Origin of the sequence: Paracidovorax anthurii (assembly GCF_003269065.1) — a bacterium.
Taxonomy (GTDB): domain Bacteria; phylum Pseudomonadota; class Gammaproteobacteria; order Burkholderiales; family Burkholderiaceae_C; genus Paracidovorax; species Paracidovorax anthurii.
On sequence record NZ_QLTA01000044.1, the window covers coordinates 29755 to 42310 of the forward strand.

Consider the following 12556-nt stretch of genomic DNA (forward strand, 5'->3'; position numbering starts at 1 on the left):
TTTTCATCCTAGGAGTCATCATGGAAAACATTCTCGGTCTCGTCGCTCTGGCTTGTGGTCTGATCGTGGGTCTGGGCGCCATCGGCGCATCGATCGGTATCGCTCTGATGGGTGGCAAGTACCTCGAAGCTTCCGCACGCCAGCCCGAGCTGATCAACGAACTGCAAACCAAGATGTTCATCTTGGCCGGTCTGATCGACGCCGCCTTCCTGATCGGCGTGGCCATCGCCCTGCTGTTCGCTTTCGCCAACCCCTTCGTCCTGGCCTGAGCCCCCGTCCAACGCCCAACGAGAAAGGTGTTGCCGTGAGTATCAACGCGACCCTGTTCGTCCAAGCCATCGTCTTCCTGATCCTGGTGCTGTTCACGATGAAGTTCGTGTGGCCCCCGATCGCGAAGGCGCTGGATGAGCGAGCCCAGAAAATCGCCGAAGGCCTCGCTGCTGCCGATCGCGCCAAGTCCGAACTCACCGCTGTGAACCAGCGCGTCGAGAAGGAACTCGCGCAGACGCGCACCGAGACGGCATCGCGTCTTGCGGACGCCGAACGCCGTGCCCAGGCCATCATCGAAGAGGCCAAGGCCCGCGCGACCGAGGAAGGCAACAAGATCGTCGCCGCCGCCCGCGCCGAGGCCGAGCAGCAGACCGTGCAGGCCCGCGAGGCCCTGCGTGAGCAGGTGGCCGCGCTGGCCGTCAAGGGTGCCGAGCAGATTCTCCGCAAGGAGGTCAATGCCGGTGTCCACGCCGATCTGCTGAACCGCCTCAAGACCGAGCTGTAAGTAAGGGACGCAACCATGGCAGAACTCGCCACCATTGCCCGCCCTTACGCGGAAGCCCTGTTCAAGGCCAGCACCGCCCAGTCGGGCGCTGACCTGGGCGGCACCGCCGCCTGGGTGGACGAGCTGGCGGCGATCGCTGCCAACCCGCAGCTCCGGCTGCTGGCCGACAACCCGAAGGTTTCGCCCGAGCAGCTGTTCGACGTGATCGCCGGTGTGGTTCGTGCCCCGCTGACCGATGCGGCCCGCAATTTCCTGCGCGTGCTCATCGACAACGGCCGCCTGGAAGCGCTGCCCGAGGTGGCCGCGCAGTTCCGTGCCCTCGTCAATCGCCGCAATGGCTCGTCCGACGCCGTCGTCCACAGCGCTTTTCCGCTCGATGCCTCCGCGCTGGCGGATCTCGGCGCATCGCTCGAGAAGCGCTTCGGCCGCAAGCTGAACCTCTCCGTGCAGCTGGACGATTCGCTGATCGGCGGCGTTCGCGTGGTCGTGGGCGACGAGGTGCTCGACACCTCGGTCAAGGCCCGTCTGGAACAAATGAAAGCGGCCCTCGTCGCGTAAGCGCCCGAGGTTTCGGCTAACCCTAGAAAGAAGGAAAGAGTCATGCAACTCAATCCCGCAGAAATCTCTGAACTGATCAAGAGCCGCATCGAAGGTCTGGCAGCCAGCAGCGACATCCGCAACCAGGGCACCGTGGTGTCCGTGACCGACGGTATCGTGCGTGTCCATGGCCTGTCGGAAGTGATGCAGGGCGAAATGCTCGAATTCCCCGCCGCCAAGGACGGTCAGCCCTCCTACGGCCTCGCGCTGAACCTGGAGCGCGACTCCGTCGGCGCCGTGATCCTGGGCGAGTACGAGCACATCTCCGAAGGCGACACCGTCAAGTGCACGGGCCGCATCTTGGAAGTGCCCGTGGGCCCCGAACTGATCGGCCGCGTGGTGAACGCCCTGGGCCAGCCCATCGACGGCAAGGGCCCGATCAACGCCAAGCTGACCGACGTGATCGAGAAGGTCGCGCCCGGCGTGATCGCCCGTGAATCCGTGGGCCAGCCGCTGCAGACCGGCCTGAAGTCGATCGACTCCATGGTGCCCGTGGGCCGTGGCCAGCGCGAGCTGATCATCGGCGACCGCCAGACCGGCAAGACCGCCGTGGCCATCGACGCGATCATCAACCAGAAGGGCCAGGGCGTGACGTGTATCTACGTCGCCATCGGCCAGAAGGCATCGTCGATCAAGAACGTGGTGCGCGCCCTGGAGCAGGCCGGCGCCATGGAATACACGATCGTGGTGGCCGCATCGGCTTCCGAGTCCGCCGCCATGCAGTACGTGTCGGCCTACTCCGGCTGCACGATGGGCGAATATTTCCGCGACCGCGGCGAAGACGCGCTGATCGTCTATGACGACCTGTCCAAGCAGGCCGTGGCCTACCGCCAGGTCTCGCTGCTGCTGCGCCGCCCGCCGGGCCGCGAAGCCTTCCCCGGCGACGTGTTCTATCTCCACAGCCGCCTGCTGGAGCGTGCAGCCCGCGTGAACGCCGACTACGTCGAAGCCTTCACCAAGGGTGAGGTCAAGGGCAAGACGGGTTCGCTGACGGCCCTGCCCGTGATCGAAACCCAGGCCGGCGACGTGTCCGCCTTCGTTCCGACCAACGTGATCTCGATCACCGACGGCCAGATCTTCCTGGAAACCAGCCTGTTCAACGCCGGCATCCGCCCCGCCATCAACGCCGGTATCTCGGTGTCCCGCGTGGGTGGCGCAGCGCAGACCAAGCTGATCAAGAACCTGTCCGGCGGTATCCGTACCGACCTCGCGCAGTACCGCGAGCTGGCCGCTTTCGCGCAGTTCGCATCCGATCTGGACGAAGCCACCCGCAAGCAGCTCGACCGCGGCGCCCGCGTGACCGAACTGCTCAAGCAGCCGCAGTACAGCCCGCAGTCCATCAGCCTGATGGGCGCCACGCTGTTCGCGGTGAACAAGGGCTTCCTGGACGATGTGGACGTGAAGAAGGTCCTGGCGTTCGAATCCGGCCTGCACCAGTTCCTGAAGACCAGCCACGGCGCACTGCTGTCCAAGCTGGAGAAGGACAAGGCGATGGACAAGGATGCCGAGGCTGAGCTGACGGCCGCCATCGGCGCGTTCAAGAAGTCGTTCGCCTGAACCGGACGAGGAGCCACATGAGCGCAGCGCACAACCGCTTCACGCCCGCTCGCACCCCCCTCGGGGGTGGCGTAGCCGTGGCGGCGGCCAACGTAGGGGTCTAAGCATGGCAGCAGGCAAGGAAATTCGCGGCAAGATCAAATCGGTGGAGAACACCAAGAAGATCACCAAGGCCATGGAAATGGTGGCCGCGTCCAAGATGCGCAAGGCGCAGGACCGCATGCGTGCCGCCCGTCCGTACAGCGAGAAGATCCGCAACATCGCGGCGAATCTGGGCGAGGCCAATCCCGAGTACGTCCACCCCTTCATGAAGACGAACGACGCCAAGGTGGCGGGCTTCATCGTGGTGACGACGGACAAGGGTCTGTGCGGCGGCATGAACACCAACGTGCTGCGCGCCGTGACGGCCAAGCTGCGCGACCTGCAATCGCAGGGCGTGTCCACGCAGGCCGTGGCCATCGGCAACAAGGGCCTGGGCTTCCTGAACCGTGTGGGTGCCCAGGTGGTCTCGCACGTGACGGGCCTGGGCGACACGCCCCATCTCGACAAGCTGATCGGCCCCGTCAAGGTGCTGCTCGATGCGTATGCCGAAGGCAAGATCAACGGCGTGTACCTGTCGTACACCAAGTTCATCAACACCATGAAGCAGGAATCGGTCGTGGAGCAGCTCCTGCCGCTCTCGTCCGAGAAGCTGAAGGCGGAGAAGACCGAGCACGGCTGGGACTACATCTACGAGCCCGATGCCCAGAGCGTGATCGACGATCTGCTCGTGCGCTACGTCGAATCGCTGATCTACCAGGCCGTGGCCGAGAACATGGCCTCCGAGCAGTCGGCGCGCATGGTGGCCATGAAGGCCGCCACGGACAACGCGGGCAACGTCATCGGCGAACTCAAGCTGGTCTACAACAAGACGCGCCAGGCCGCGATCACGAAGGAACTTTCGGAGATCGTCGCGGGTGCCGCGGCAGTTTAAATTTTTGGAGCAAATGCAATGGCTCAAGAGAACACCCAAGTGAACGCAGGCGTTCAGGGCAAGATCGTTCAATGTATCGGCGCCGTGGTGGACGTCGAGTTCCCGCGCGACCGGATGCCCAAGGTGTATGACGCGCTGAAGCTCGAAGGCTCCGCGCTGACCCTGGAAGTTCAGCAGCAGCTCGGCGACGGCGTGGTGCGTACCATCGCGCTGGGTTCGTCCGACGGCCTGCGCCGCGGCCTCATGGTGACCAACACCGGCAACTCGATCACCGTGCCCGTGGGCAAGGCGACGCTGGGCCGCATCATGGACGTGCTGGGCAACCCCATCGACGAGCGCGGCCCCGTGGACCAGGCCCTGACGGCCTCCATCCACCGCAAGGCGCCTGCGTACGACGAACTGTCGCCCTCGCAGGAACTGCTCGAAACCGGCATCAAGGTGATCGACCTGGTCTGCCCGTTCGCCAAGGGCGGCAAGGTGGGCCTGTTCGGTGGCGCCGGCGTGGGCAAGACCGTGAACATGATGGAGCTCATCAACAACATCGCCAAGGCGCACTCGGGTCTGTCCGTGTTCGCCGGCGTGGGCGAGCGGACCCGCGAAGGGAACGACTTCTACCACGAGATGGCCGATTCCGGCGTGGTGAACCTGGAGAACCTCGGCGAGTCCAAGGTGGCCATGGTTTACGGCCAGATGAACGAGCCCCCGGGCAACCGTCTGCGCGTGGCCCTCACGGGCCTGACCATCGCCGAGTCGTTCCGCGACGAAGGCCGCGACGTGCTGTTCTTCGTGGACAACATCTACCGCTACACGCTGGCCGGCACCGAAGTGTCCGCACTGCTGGGCCGCATGCCCTCCGCCGTGGGCTACCAGCCGACGCTGGCCGAGGAAATGGGCCGCCTGCAAGAGCGCATCACGTCCACCAAGGTCGGCTCGATCACGTCGATCCAGGCCGTGTACGTGCCTGCCGATGACTTGACCGACCCGTCGCCCGCCACCACCTTCGCTCACCTGGACTCCACCGTGGTGCTGTCGCGTGACATCGCCGCGCTGGGTATCTACCCCGCCGTCGATCCGCTCGACTCCACCAGCCGCCAGCTCGACCCGCAGGTCGTGGGCGAGGAGCACTACGGCGTGGCCCGCGGCGTGCAGGGCACGCTGCAGCGCTACAAGGAACTGCGCGACATCATCGCGATCCTGGGCATGGACGAACTGGCCCCCGAGGACAAGCTCCTCGTGGCCCGCGCCCGGAAGATCCAGCGTTTCCTGTCGCAGCCCTTCCACGTGGCCGAAGTGTTCACGGGCTCGCCCGGCAAGTACGTGCCGCTGGCCGAGACGATCCGCGGCTTCAAGATGATCGTGAACGGCGAATGCGACCACCTGCCCGAGCAGGCGTTCTACATGGTCGGGACCATCGACGAAGCCTTCGAAAAGGCCAAGAAGGTCGCTTGAGCGGCGCATACGGGCAGCCCGCGTCGTTGCCGTGCTCGCCGTACTTCCGTACGGCTGTGCGCGGCGCCTAGCGGGCCCTCCCGTCTGCTTGCTCAGTCCACCTTCTCCCAGAGCCCAGAGGAAAACCCATGAACACCATCCACGTCGATGTGGTCAGCGCCGAAGAGTCCATCTTCTCGGGTGAGGCGCGCTTCGTCGCGCTGCCCGGCGAGGCCGGCGAGCTCGGCATCTATCCGCGCCACACGCCGCTGATCACGCGCATCAAGCCGGGATCGGTGCGCATCGAGACGGCCGATGGCGGCGAAGAGTTCGTCTTCGTGGCCGGCGGCATTCTCGAAGTGCAGCCCGAGCGCGTGACCGTGCTGTCCGACACCGCCATCCGCGGCAAGGACCTGGACGACGAGAAGGCCGCAGCCGCCCGCGCGGCCGCCGAAGAAGCCCTCAAGAACGCCAAGAGCGACGTCGATTTCGCCAAGGCGCAGTCCGAGCTGGCCGTGATGGCCGCCCAGATCGCCGCGCTGCGCAAGTTCCGCCAGAAGCGCTGACCGACCCTCGCGCCTGTCCGCGCATGCATGCAAGCCGCCTTCGGGCCAATGCCAGTCAGTTAAGCGTTTGCGATCCAGCCAACCCTGCAAGAAGGAGCGCGAAATGCGCTCCTTTTTTGTTTCAAGCGGCCTCAAAGGCTGTCGGTCAGGGCTTAACTGACTGGCATTGCGCCTTCGGGCGGCTTTTTTTTGCCCTTTTGCCGGAGCGCGGCCGGACGGCGTTGCGCTCTGCGGAAACTGGACTCTCGGGTAGGTGCCCTCCGACATTCGCATGCGGTGCGCCCGACGGTGGTCGGGAAAGGGCGGGCGATAGCATTCCGCATGCAAGCGCACACCAGGGCTTTCTTCCTTCTACGTACGGCGCATTGGGCGGCGGGGTCAGCGGGGCGGCGGGTTGGCGCTTCCCCTCATTGTGTGGAGAGAGGCCTTTGCGTGGCGGCCTTTTCTTCTGTTCTGATGATTTGCTGATCGCGCGGGCCGAAGGGCTCTGAGGATTGCCGGGGGGTTTTGACCGGGTTGTCCATCGTCCTCGGTGGCTGTCTGTGGGACGGTTTGTGGGGGGATTGTTTTCCGGAGCCGGGTCTCGGCCCGGCGGCCGAGTTACTTTCTTTCGCTTCGCCGAAAGAAAGTAACCAAAGAAAGGGCGACCCTGCTGTCTGCGACCCCTTCGCTGCGCTACGGGGCAACCTGGGGTGCTCAGTCACGGGGTGCGCCGTGGAACTCGCTACGCGCTGCGCGCTTCGCTCGAACAACCCCGGCGAGCTAGACAACGAAGCGGGTGTGTCCTTCGGCACACCCGCCACCCCGCGCCCTGCGCGCCCCAGGCGCATCCAGAAGGGGCGAGCCGGGCCGTCGCGTTGCTCGGCCCCAAACCCACACGGGCCATCGCTGCGCTCGGCCCTGGCTTGGCTCTGTATCCTTTCCGCGCTGCAGTGCGCGGTGCGAAGCACTCGCGCATCGGGGGCCGAGCGCAGCGATGGCCCGTGTGCTCCCCACCCTTCTGGCTGCGCCGAGGAGCACAGGGCGCGGGGCGCGCGGATGTGCCGCAGGACACATCCGCTTCGTGATCTGACTGGCTGCGGTTGTCCGAGCGGAGCGCGCAGCGCGCAGCGAGTTCCGCAGCCGCGCCCCGCGACCGAGCACCGCAGGTTGCCCCCTTCGCCCCACGGGCGAAGGGGGACGCAGACAGCAGGGTCGCCCTTTCTTTGGTTACTTTCTTTCGGCGAAGCGAAAGAAAGTGACTCGCCCGCCGGGGCGAAATCCCGGCCCCGGAACGTAACCACCCAGCAACTACAAAAACAATAGCAAGAAACCCAGCAAATCCCGCGACATCCCCCAAAAAAGCCACTACCCAGCCCCCCGGGGCCCGCGCGAAACCCCGAAGCCCGACCCATCATCCTCGGGTGTGCCGGCTGGGCTGCTTTCGCGGGGCCGCGAGCGGCCGGAATGTCGTACCGGGTCCAAGGAGCGCCTTTCTGCGGCACCTCGGGGCGCCAGCGTTGCGGCGATCTTGGGGCGCAACGGCAAAGGGGCCCAGCCGCCAACCGCAGGAACCTGCCGCCATGCGAAGCCGCGGCGCGAGAAACTACGCTTCGCGCAGTGCACTCCCCGCCAGCACCGGCGCGTCGGGCAGTTCGTTGCCGCCATGGGGGCCCGCGCCGCCGCCTGCCGGGAAATGCGCCACCAGCAGCGCCGACACCTCTTCCAGCGCTTGCGTGAGCCCGTCTTCGTAGTGCCCGGCGCGGAAGGCGCCGCCCATGCGCGCGACCATCGCGCGCCAGGTCTCGGGGGGCACGGTGCGGGCCAGGGCGCGGTCGGCCACGATCTCGATCGCCTGCTCGGCCAGCAGCAGGTAGATGAGCACGCCGTTGTTGTGCTCGGTGTCCCACACGCGCAGCTTGCCGAAGAGCGTCACGGCGCGCTCGCGCGCGCTGGCGCCGCGCCAGAGGTAGCTCGCGGGCAGGCCGCCTTCGGCGCAGATGCGGATCTGGCCCGTGTGGCGCGCCTCGCTCGCGGCCACGCGGCGGGCCAGGCGTTCCAGCAGATCAGGGGGCAGGGCGCGGTGCAGCCGGCCTTCCGCCCAGCGGTGGCGCAGGAGGCGCGCGATGCGGGCGACAAGCCGCCCCGGGCGCGGCGCGGGCGGAGGCGGGCGGTGCGGGGAAGCGCTGGAGGCCATGGGCGGTGCTCGGTGGGAGTCGAAAGGTGGAGGGGCGACGGGATGGAGGGGCGACGGGATGGACGGGCAACGGTGCGGGCGGTGGGGGCGCTCGGCCGGCGGGCTACCAGTCGCCCGAGGCGCCGCCCCCGCCGAAGTCGCCCCCGCCGCCGGAGCTGGACCCGCCGGAGTCACTGCTGCTGCTGCCGCTGTCGCTGCTCCAACTGCCCAGGACAGCACCCGTGCCGACGCCAGTGGAGAAGCCCGCGCCCGTGCGCCGGCCCCGCCCGGCCGTCACGCCGCGCCCGCCGAAGAGCCCGGTGTAGAGCAGCGCCACTAGCCCGGCCGCGGCCGCGAGCCAGGGGCTGGCCGTGAAGAGGAACGCGAACAGCCCCACCACGCCGCCCATGATCAGGCCGCCCAGGCGGTTGCCGAAGATGCCGCGTGCCACGGGGCCGCCGACCATCACGCCGAAGAAGAGGAAGATCGCGAAATCGCCCCAGTCCGTGCCGCGCTCGCCGCGCGGGGCCTGCGGGGCCCCAGCCCCGACCCCGGGCGTGGGCAGGTTCTCGCCCTCGATGCGCGCGTCGAGCTGGCCGATGGCGGCGTCCAGCCCGCCCGCGTAGTCGCCAGCCCGGAAGCGCGGCTTCATGGCCTCGTCGATGATGCGCGCGGCGGCGATGTCGGGGATCGCGCCTTCCAGCGCCTTGGCCACCTCGATGCGCATGCGCCGATCGTCCCGCGCCACCACCACCAGCACGCCGTCGCCCACGTCTTTTCTGCCGATCTTCCAGGCGTTGCCCACGCGGTTGGCGAAGGCGGCGATGTCTTCGGGCGCGGTGGTGCGCACCATCAGCACGGCGATCTGCGTGCCCCGGCGCTGCTCGATGCCGGCAAGGCGCGCCTCCAGCCGCTCGCGCTCGGCGGCGCCGAGGGTGCCGGTCTCGTCGGTCACGTGGGCCGTGAAGGGCGGCACCGCGCGCTGCGCCCGCGCCGGGCCCGCACCGCATCCGATTGCTATGCAAAAGATAGCTAGAAAAGTCCGGAGGACGGCGACATGGAGCATGAAAGGCGTGCCAACCAGGGGCGGCGGGTCAGCGGGAGGCCGCGGGGGCCGCCGGCCGGGAGAAATCCACCGCGGGCGGCGTGCTGATCTGCGCCTCGTTCTGCACGGCGAAGCTGGGCTTGGGGCTGTAGCTGAACACGCTGGCCGTGAGGTTGGTGGGGAAGCTGCGCGCGAGCACGTTGTATTCCTGCACGGTCTGGATGTAGCGGTTGCGCGCCACGGTGATGCGGTTCTCGGTGCCCTCCAGCGTCACGCGCAGGTCGCGGAAGCCCTGGTTGGCCTGCAGCTGCGGGTAGCGCTCGGCCACCACCATGAGGCGCGAGAGCGCGGAAGAGAGCTCGCCCTGCGCCTGCTGGAATTGCTTGAACGCCTCGGGGTTGTTCAGCGTCTCGGGCGTGACCTGGATCGACGTGGCCCTGGCGCGCGCCTCCACCACCTTGGTGAGCGTGTCCTGCTCGAAGGCGGCCTCGCCCTTGACGGTGGCGACGATGTTGGGCACGAGGTCGGCGCGGCGCTGGTACTGGTTGAGCACCTCGCTCCAGGCGGCCTTGCTCTGCTCGTCCAGGCGCTGGAAGTCGTTGTAGCCGCAGCCCGAGAGCGCGAGCACGGCGGCGAGGGTGGCGAGAAGACGTTGCATGGTGGTGTTTGCCGGGCGGGGAAAGCGGAAGGGAGCGGACAGAAACCAGAGGGGCCGCGCCGGCGCCGGGCCATTCTGCCGCAGCCGGGCGGGGTGCGGCCGCGCCGCGGGCCGGAGCGCGGTTGTCACAAGAGGTTGGCGGGTGGGTGCGCATCCGGGCCGAATTCCCGACAATGGCCCTTTCCGTGCGCAAAGACCGTCCGCCAAGCCCATGACCACCCGCACTCCCTACCGCGCCGCCCTCGTGGGCGGCTCCGCCGACGACATCGAGGCCGCGTTCTACGAGGCCATGCAGGCGGGCGACATCGACCGCTTCATGGCCTGCTGGGCCGAGGAGGACGACATCGTCTGCGTCAACCCCGGCGGCCCGCGCCTGCTGGGCGCCGGCGCCATCCGCGCGGCCTTCTCCGCGATGTTCGCGCATGGCGGGCTGCGCGCGCGGCCCGCGCAGGTGCACCGCGTGCAGGCGCTCGCCAGCGCGGTGCACAGCGTGGTGGAGCACGTGGAGGTGCGCATCGACGGCGGCGTGCGCGAGGCCCTGGTGCAGTCCACCAACGTCTACCACAAGACCCCGCAGGGCTGGCGCCTCGTGGCCCACCACGCCAGCCCCGGCACCGTGCACGAGGCCGCGGCCGGCGCCGCGCCGCCCGTGCTGCACTGAGCCTGAGGCCGCACGGAATCCCTCCGGCACGGTTTCTGGGGATCGAATAGCGCTCATGTCGCCGTGTTTGCTGAAGATGTTGCTATGAAATATGTAGCTCCCCGCTGGCTCCCCGGGGGCCATCTGCAGACCATCTGGCCGGCGCTGGCCGCGCGCCGCGCGCTGCCGGGGCCGCCGGTCTACCGGCGCGAGCGCTGGACCGCGCCCGACGGCGACTTCGTGGACGTGGATTTCCTGGAGGACGGCACCGGGTCGCCAGCGGGGCCGCGCCCGCTGCTCGTGCTCTTCCACGGGCTGGAGGGCTCCTCGCGCAGCCACTATGCCGAGGCCTTCGCCGGCGTGGCGCGCGAGCGTGGCTGGGACTGCGCGGTGCCGCATTTCCGGGGCTGCAGCGGCGAGCTCAACCTCGCGCCGCGCGCCTACCACTCGGGCGACCATGAGGAGATCGACTGGATCCTCGCGCGCATGGCCGCGCGCCAGCGCCCGGGCGGCGCGGGCGAGGGGCCGCGCGCGCCGGTCATCGTGGCGGGCGTCTCGCTGGGCGGCAACGCGCTGCTGCGCTGGGCGGCCGAGCATGGGGCGCTCGCGGCGCGCAGCGCCGACGCGGTGGCGGCCATCTGCTCGCCGCTGGACCTCGCGGCAGGCGGGTTCGCCATCGGGCGCGGGTTCAACCGGCAGGTCTATACGCGCATGTTCCTGCGCACCATGGTGCCCAAGGCGCTGGCCAAGTGGCGCCAGCACCCGGGCCTGTTCGACCGCGAGGCGCTGCGGGCCGCGCGCGACCTGCATGCGTTCGACGACGTGTTCACGGCGCCGCTGCACGGCTTCCGCGATGCCGACGACTACTGGCGCCGCGCCTCGGCCAAGCCGCTGCTCGGGCGCATCCGCATCCCCGCGCTGGCCGTGAACGCGCTCAACGACCCCTTCGTGCCGGCCGCGAGCCTGCCGCGCGCGCACGAGGCGGGCCCGCACGTCACGCTCTGGCAGCCCGCGCACGGCGGGCACGTGGGCTTCACGCACGGCCGGCTGCCGGGCCACGTGCGGGCCATGCCCGAGGCCGTGGCCGACTGGCTGGCCCGGCGCGCGGGCATCGTGGCCGGCGCGCCCTCAGACGCGGGGGCGGGGGCCGGCGGCTTAGGATCGCCGCATGGATGACATCGTCAAGCAGGCCATCGCCCGGTGGCCCCACGTGCCCGACTGCTACGGCTGGCTGGGGCTGGACGCGCGGGGCCGCTGGTTCATGCGCGACGACGCCGTGCAGGCGCAGGGCCCGTTCCCCGGGGCGCGCGGCGCGCTGCTGCAGCACGAGAAGCTCATCGACTTCATCCACCGCAACTACGAGGCCGACGCCCAGGGCCGCTGGTTCTTCCAGAACGGTCCGCAGCGCGTGTATGTGGAGCTGGAGGCCACGCCCGTGGTGTGGCGCGTCGAGGTGTCTGCCACCGGGGATGGCGGGGAGGGCTTTTCCATCGCCGCGCACACCGGCATGCGCTCGGCCGTGCGCGAGTGCCTTCTCGACGAGGCGGGCCGGCTCTACCTGTTCGACGGCCGCGTGCTCGGCCTCGTGCACACCCTCGACATGGAACTGGCCGCCCGGGCCGTGGAGCGCGGCCTCTGGGTGCCCGCGCCCGTGCAGTCGGCCGACCTGCCGCGCCGCTATGGGTACGTGGTGCGGCCTTCGCAGTTCCAGGTCTGAACACGGAAGGGGTGGAGGCGGCCCGGCAATGAAAAGGGCGCTCACGCTCCCTCGCTGCGCGTGGCCGTTGCCCTCCACAGGGGGCACTGGGATGGCCCGGTGACCCGTCCTGATCTAGGTTGACACCTGGATCATTGAACAGACCGGCATTGGCCGGCCAGAGACGCCCGATGCACGGCATCGGGCGTTTGCATTTTCAACGACAGATGAGGCCGTTGGTTGTTGTAGATGGGAACTGACTGGCTCACCATGCGCCGGGCCTGCGCCAGATCGGCAGGTCTGCACAGCAGGAACTCGCCTTTGAGAATGCCATTGACCCGCTCGGCCAGTGCGTTCTGGTAGCAATCGTAGCCATCGGTCATCGAGCAGGTCAGCCCGTGGCGATCGTGGATGGCCTGGTAGTAGCCAGAGCAGTACTGGATGCCCCGGTCGGAGTGATGCACCA

The 12556-nt window shown here is 68.5% G+C and carries 14 protein-coding genes; 10 read left to right on the forward strand and 4 right to left on the reverse strand.

The features are described from left to right. Positions 1 to 20 precede the first annotated feature (20 nt). The 7 genes from atpE to AX018_RS18475 all read left to right on the forward strand — a co-directional run bounded on the left by atpE (position 21) and on the right by AX018_RS18475 (position 5896). Complete coding sequence (gene atpE, locus AX018_RS18445) at positions 21 to 269, forward strand: F0F1 ATP synthase subunit C (protein ID WP_011793551.1); 249 nt, start codon at positions 21 to 23, stop codon at positions 267 to 269. 35 nt (positions 270 to 304) lie between these two features. After that, on the forward strand, positions 305 to 775 hold the full coding sequence (locus tag AX018_RS18450) for a F0F1 ATP synthase subunit B (protein WP_111880272.1): 471 nt from the start codon (positions 305 to 307) through the stop codon (positions 773 to 775). A gap of 15 nt (positions 776 to 790) precedes the next feature. After that, positions 791 to 1333 (forward strand): F0F1 ATP synthase subunit delta, encoded by a 543-nt coding sequence (locus tag AX018_RS18455; RefSeq protein WP_111880275.1) that lies wholly within the window; start codon positions 791 to 793, stop codon positions 1331 to 1333. Positions 1334 to 1375: 42 nt separating this feature from the next. Further along, a complete protein-coding gene (gene atpA, locus AX018_RS18460; protein WP_111880278.1) occupies positions 1376 to 2929 on the forward strand; it encodes a F0F1 ATP synthase subunit alpha in 1554 nt (517 codons plus the stop codon). A 106-nt stretch (positions 2930 to 3035) separates the two neighbouring features. Next, positions 3036 to 3902 carry a F0F1 ATP synthase subunit gamma gene (gene atpG / locus AX018_RS18465; protein ID WP_111880281.1) on the forward strand — a complete coding sequence of 289 codons (867 nt, stop codon included), beginning with the start codon at positions 3036 to 3038 and terminating at the stop codon, positions 3900 to 3902. Positions 3903 to 3920: 18 nt separating this feature from the next. Next, positions 3921 to 5351 carry a F0F1 ATP synthase subunit beta gene (gene atpD, locus AX018_RS18470; RefSeq protein ID WP_111880283.1) on the forward strand — a complete coding sequence of 477 codons (1431 nt, stop codon included), beginning with the start codon at positions 3921 to 3923 and terminating at the stop codon, positions 5349 to 5351. 128 nt (positions 5352 to 5479) lie between these two features. Further along, the gene (locus tag AX018_RS18475) at positions 5480 to 5896 is read left to right on the forward strand and encodes a F0F1 ATP synthase subunit epsilon (protein WP_111880286.1); all 417 of its coding nucleotides are present in this window, start codon (positions 5480 to 5482) and stop codon (positions 5894 to 5896) included. Positions 5897 to 7481: 1585 nt separating this feature from the next. Here the strand turns inward: AX018_RS18475 and AX018_RS18485 are convergent. From AX018_RS18485 to AX018_RS18495, 3 genes are all read right to left on the reverse strand, one after another. Beyond that, a complete protein-coding gene (locus AX018_RS18485; RefSeq protein ID WP_111880291.1) occupies positions 7482 to 8072 on the reverse strand; it encodes a TPM domain-containing protein in 591 nt (196 codons plus the stop codon). A 103-nt stretch (positions 8073 to 8175) separates the two neighbouring features. Next, on the reverse strand, positions 8176 to 9117 hold the full coding sequence (locus AX018_RS18490) for a TPM domain-containing protein (protein ID WP_111880294.1): 942 nt from the start codon (positions 9115 to 9117) through the stop codon (positions 8176 to 8178). A gap of 28 nt (positions 9118 to 9145) precedes the next feature. Continuing rightward, positions 9146 to 9754: a LemA family protein gene (locus AX018_RS18495; RefSeq protein WP_111880297.1), complete on the reverse strand. Its 609-nt coding sequence runs from the start codon at positions 9752 to 9754 to the stop codon at positions 9146 to 9148. A gap of 211 nt (positions 9755 to 9965) precedes the next feature. Here AX018_RS18495 and AX018_RS18500 point away from each other — a divergent pair, with 211 nt between their 5' ends. From AX018_RS18500 to AX018_RS18510, 3 genes are all read left to right on the forward strand, one after another. Beyond that, positions 9966 to 10415: a YybH family protein gene (locus tag AX018_RS18500; protein ID WP_111880299.1), complete on the forward strand. Its 450-nt coding sequence runs from the start codon at positions 9966 to 9968 to the stop codon at positions 10413 to 10415. Positions 10416 to 10499: 84 nt separating this feature from the next. Further along, a complete protein-coding gene (locus AX018_RS18505) occupies positions 10500 to 11570 on the forward strand; it encodes a YheT family hydrolase (protein ID WP_111880301.1) in 1071 nt (356 codons plus the stop codon). After that, positions 11563 to 12111: a DUF2946 family protein gene (locus tag AX018_RS18510; RefSeq protein ID WP_111880304.1), complete on the forward strand. Its 549-nt coding sequence runs from the start codon at positions 11563 to 11565 to the stop codon at positions 12109 to 12111. Before AX018_RS18505 ends, AX018_RS18510 begins: the two co-directional genes overlap by 8 nt. 131 nt (positions 12112 to 12242) lie before the next feature. On the opposite strand, the gene AX018_RS18515 is transcribed toward AX018_RS18510, so the two are convergent. Then, positions 12243 to 12556 (reverse strand): integrase core domain-containing protein (locus AX018_RS18515; RefSeq protein WP_146749364.1); only part of this gene is annotated, 314 nt, incomplete at its 5' end.

Excerpts from the sequence above, each read along its gene's own strand:
- AX018_RS18495 (WP_111880297.1), bottom strand. The coding sequence starts at position 9,754 with ATGCAACGTCTTCTCGCCACCCTCGCCGCCGTGCTCGCGCTCTCGGGC.
- AX018_RS18510 (WP_111880304.1), top strand. The coding sequence starts at position 11,563 with ATGGATGACATCGTCAAGCAGGCCATCGCCCGGTGGCCCCACGTGCCC.
- AX018_RS18455 (WP_111880275.1), top strand. The coding sequence starts at position 791 with ATGGCAGAACTCGCCACCATTGCCCGCCCTTACGCGGAAGCCCTGTTC.
- atpE (WP_011793551.1), top strand. The coding sequence starts at position 21 with ATGGAAAACATTCTCGGTCTCGTCGCTCTGGCTTGTGGTCTGATCGTG.
- atpG (WP_111880281.1), top strand. The coding sequence starts at position 3,036 with ATGGCAGCAGGCAAGGAAATTCGCGGCAAGATCAAATCGGTGGAGAAC.
- atpA (WP_111880278.1), top strand. The coding sequence starts at position 1,376 with ATGCAACTCAATCCCGCAGAAATCTCTGAACTGATCAAGAGCCGCATC.
- AX018_RS18500 (WP_111880299.1), top strand. The coding sequence starts at position 9,966 with ATGACCACCCGCACTCCCTACCGCGCCGCCCTCGTGGGCGGCTCCGCC.
- AX018_RS18490 (WP_111880294.1), bottom strand. The coding sequence starts at position 9,117 with ATGCTCCATGTCGCCGTCCTCCGGACTTTTCTAGCTATCTTTTGCATA.
- AX018_RS18505 (WP_111880301.1), top strand. The coding sequence starts at position 10,500 with ATGAAATATGTAGCTCCCCGCTGGCTCCCCGGGGGCCATCTGCAGACC.
- AX018_RS18485 (WP_111880291.1), bottom strand. The coding sequence starts at position 8,072 with ATGGCCTCCAGCGCTTCCCCGCACCGCCCGCCTCCGCCCGCGCCGCGC.
- AX018_RS18475 (WP_111880286.1), top strand. The coding sequence starts at position 5,480 with ATGAACACCATCCACGTCGATGTGGTCAGCGCCGAAGAGTCCATCTTC.
- atpD (WP_111880283.1), top strand. The coding sequence starts at position 3,921 with ATGGCTCAAGAGAACACCCAAGTGAACGCAGGCGTTCAGGGCAAGATC.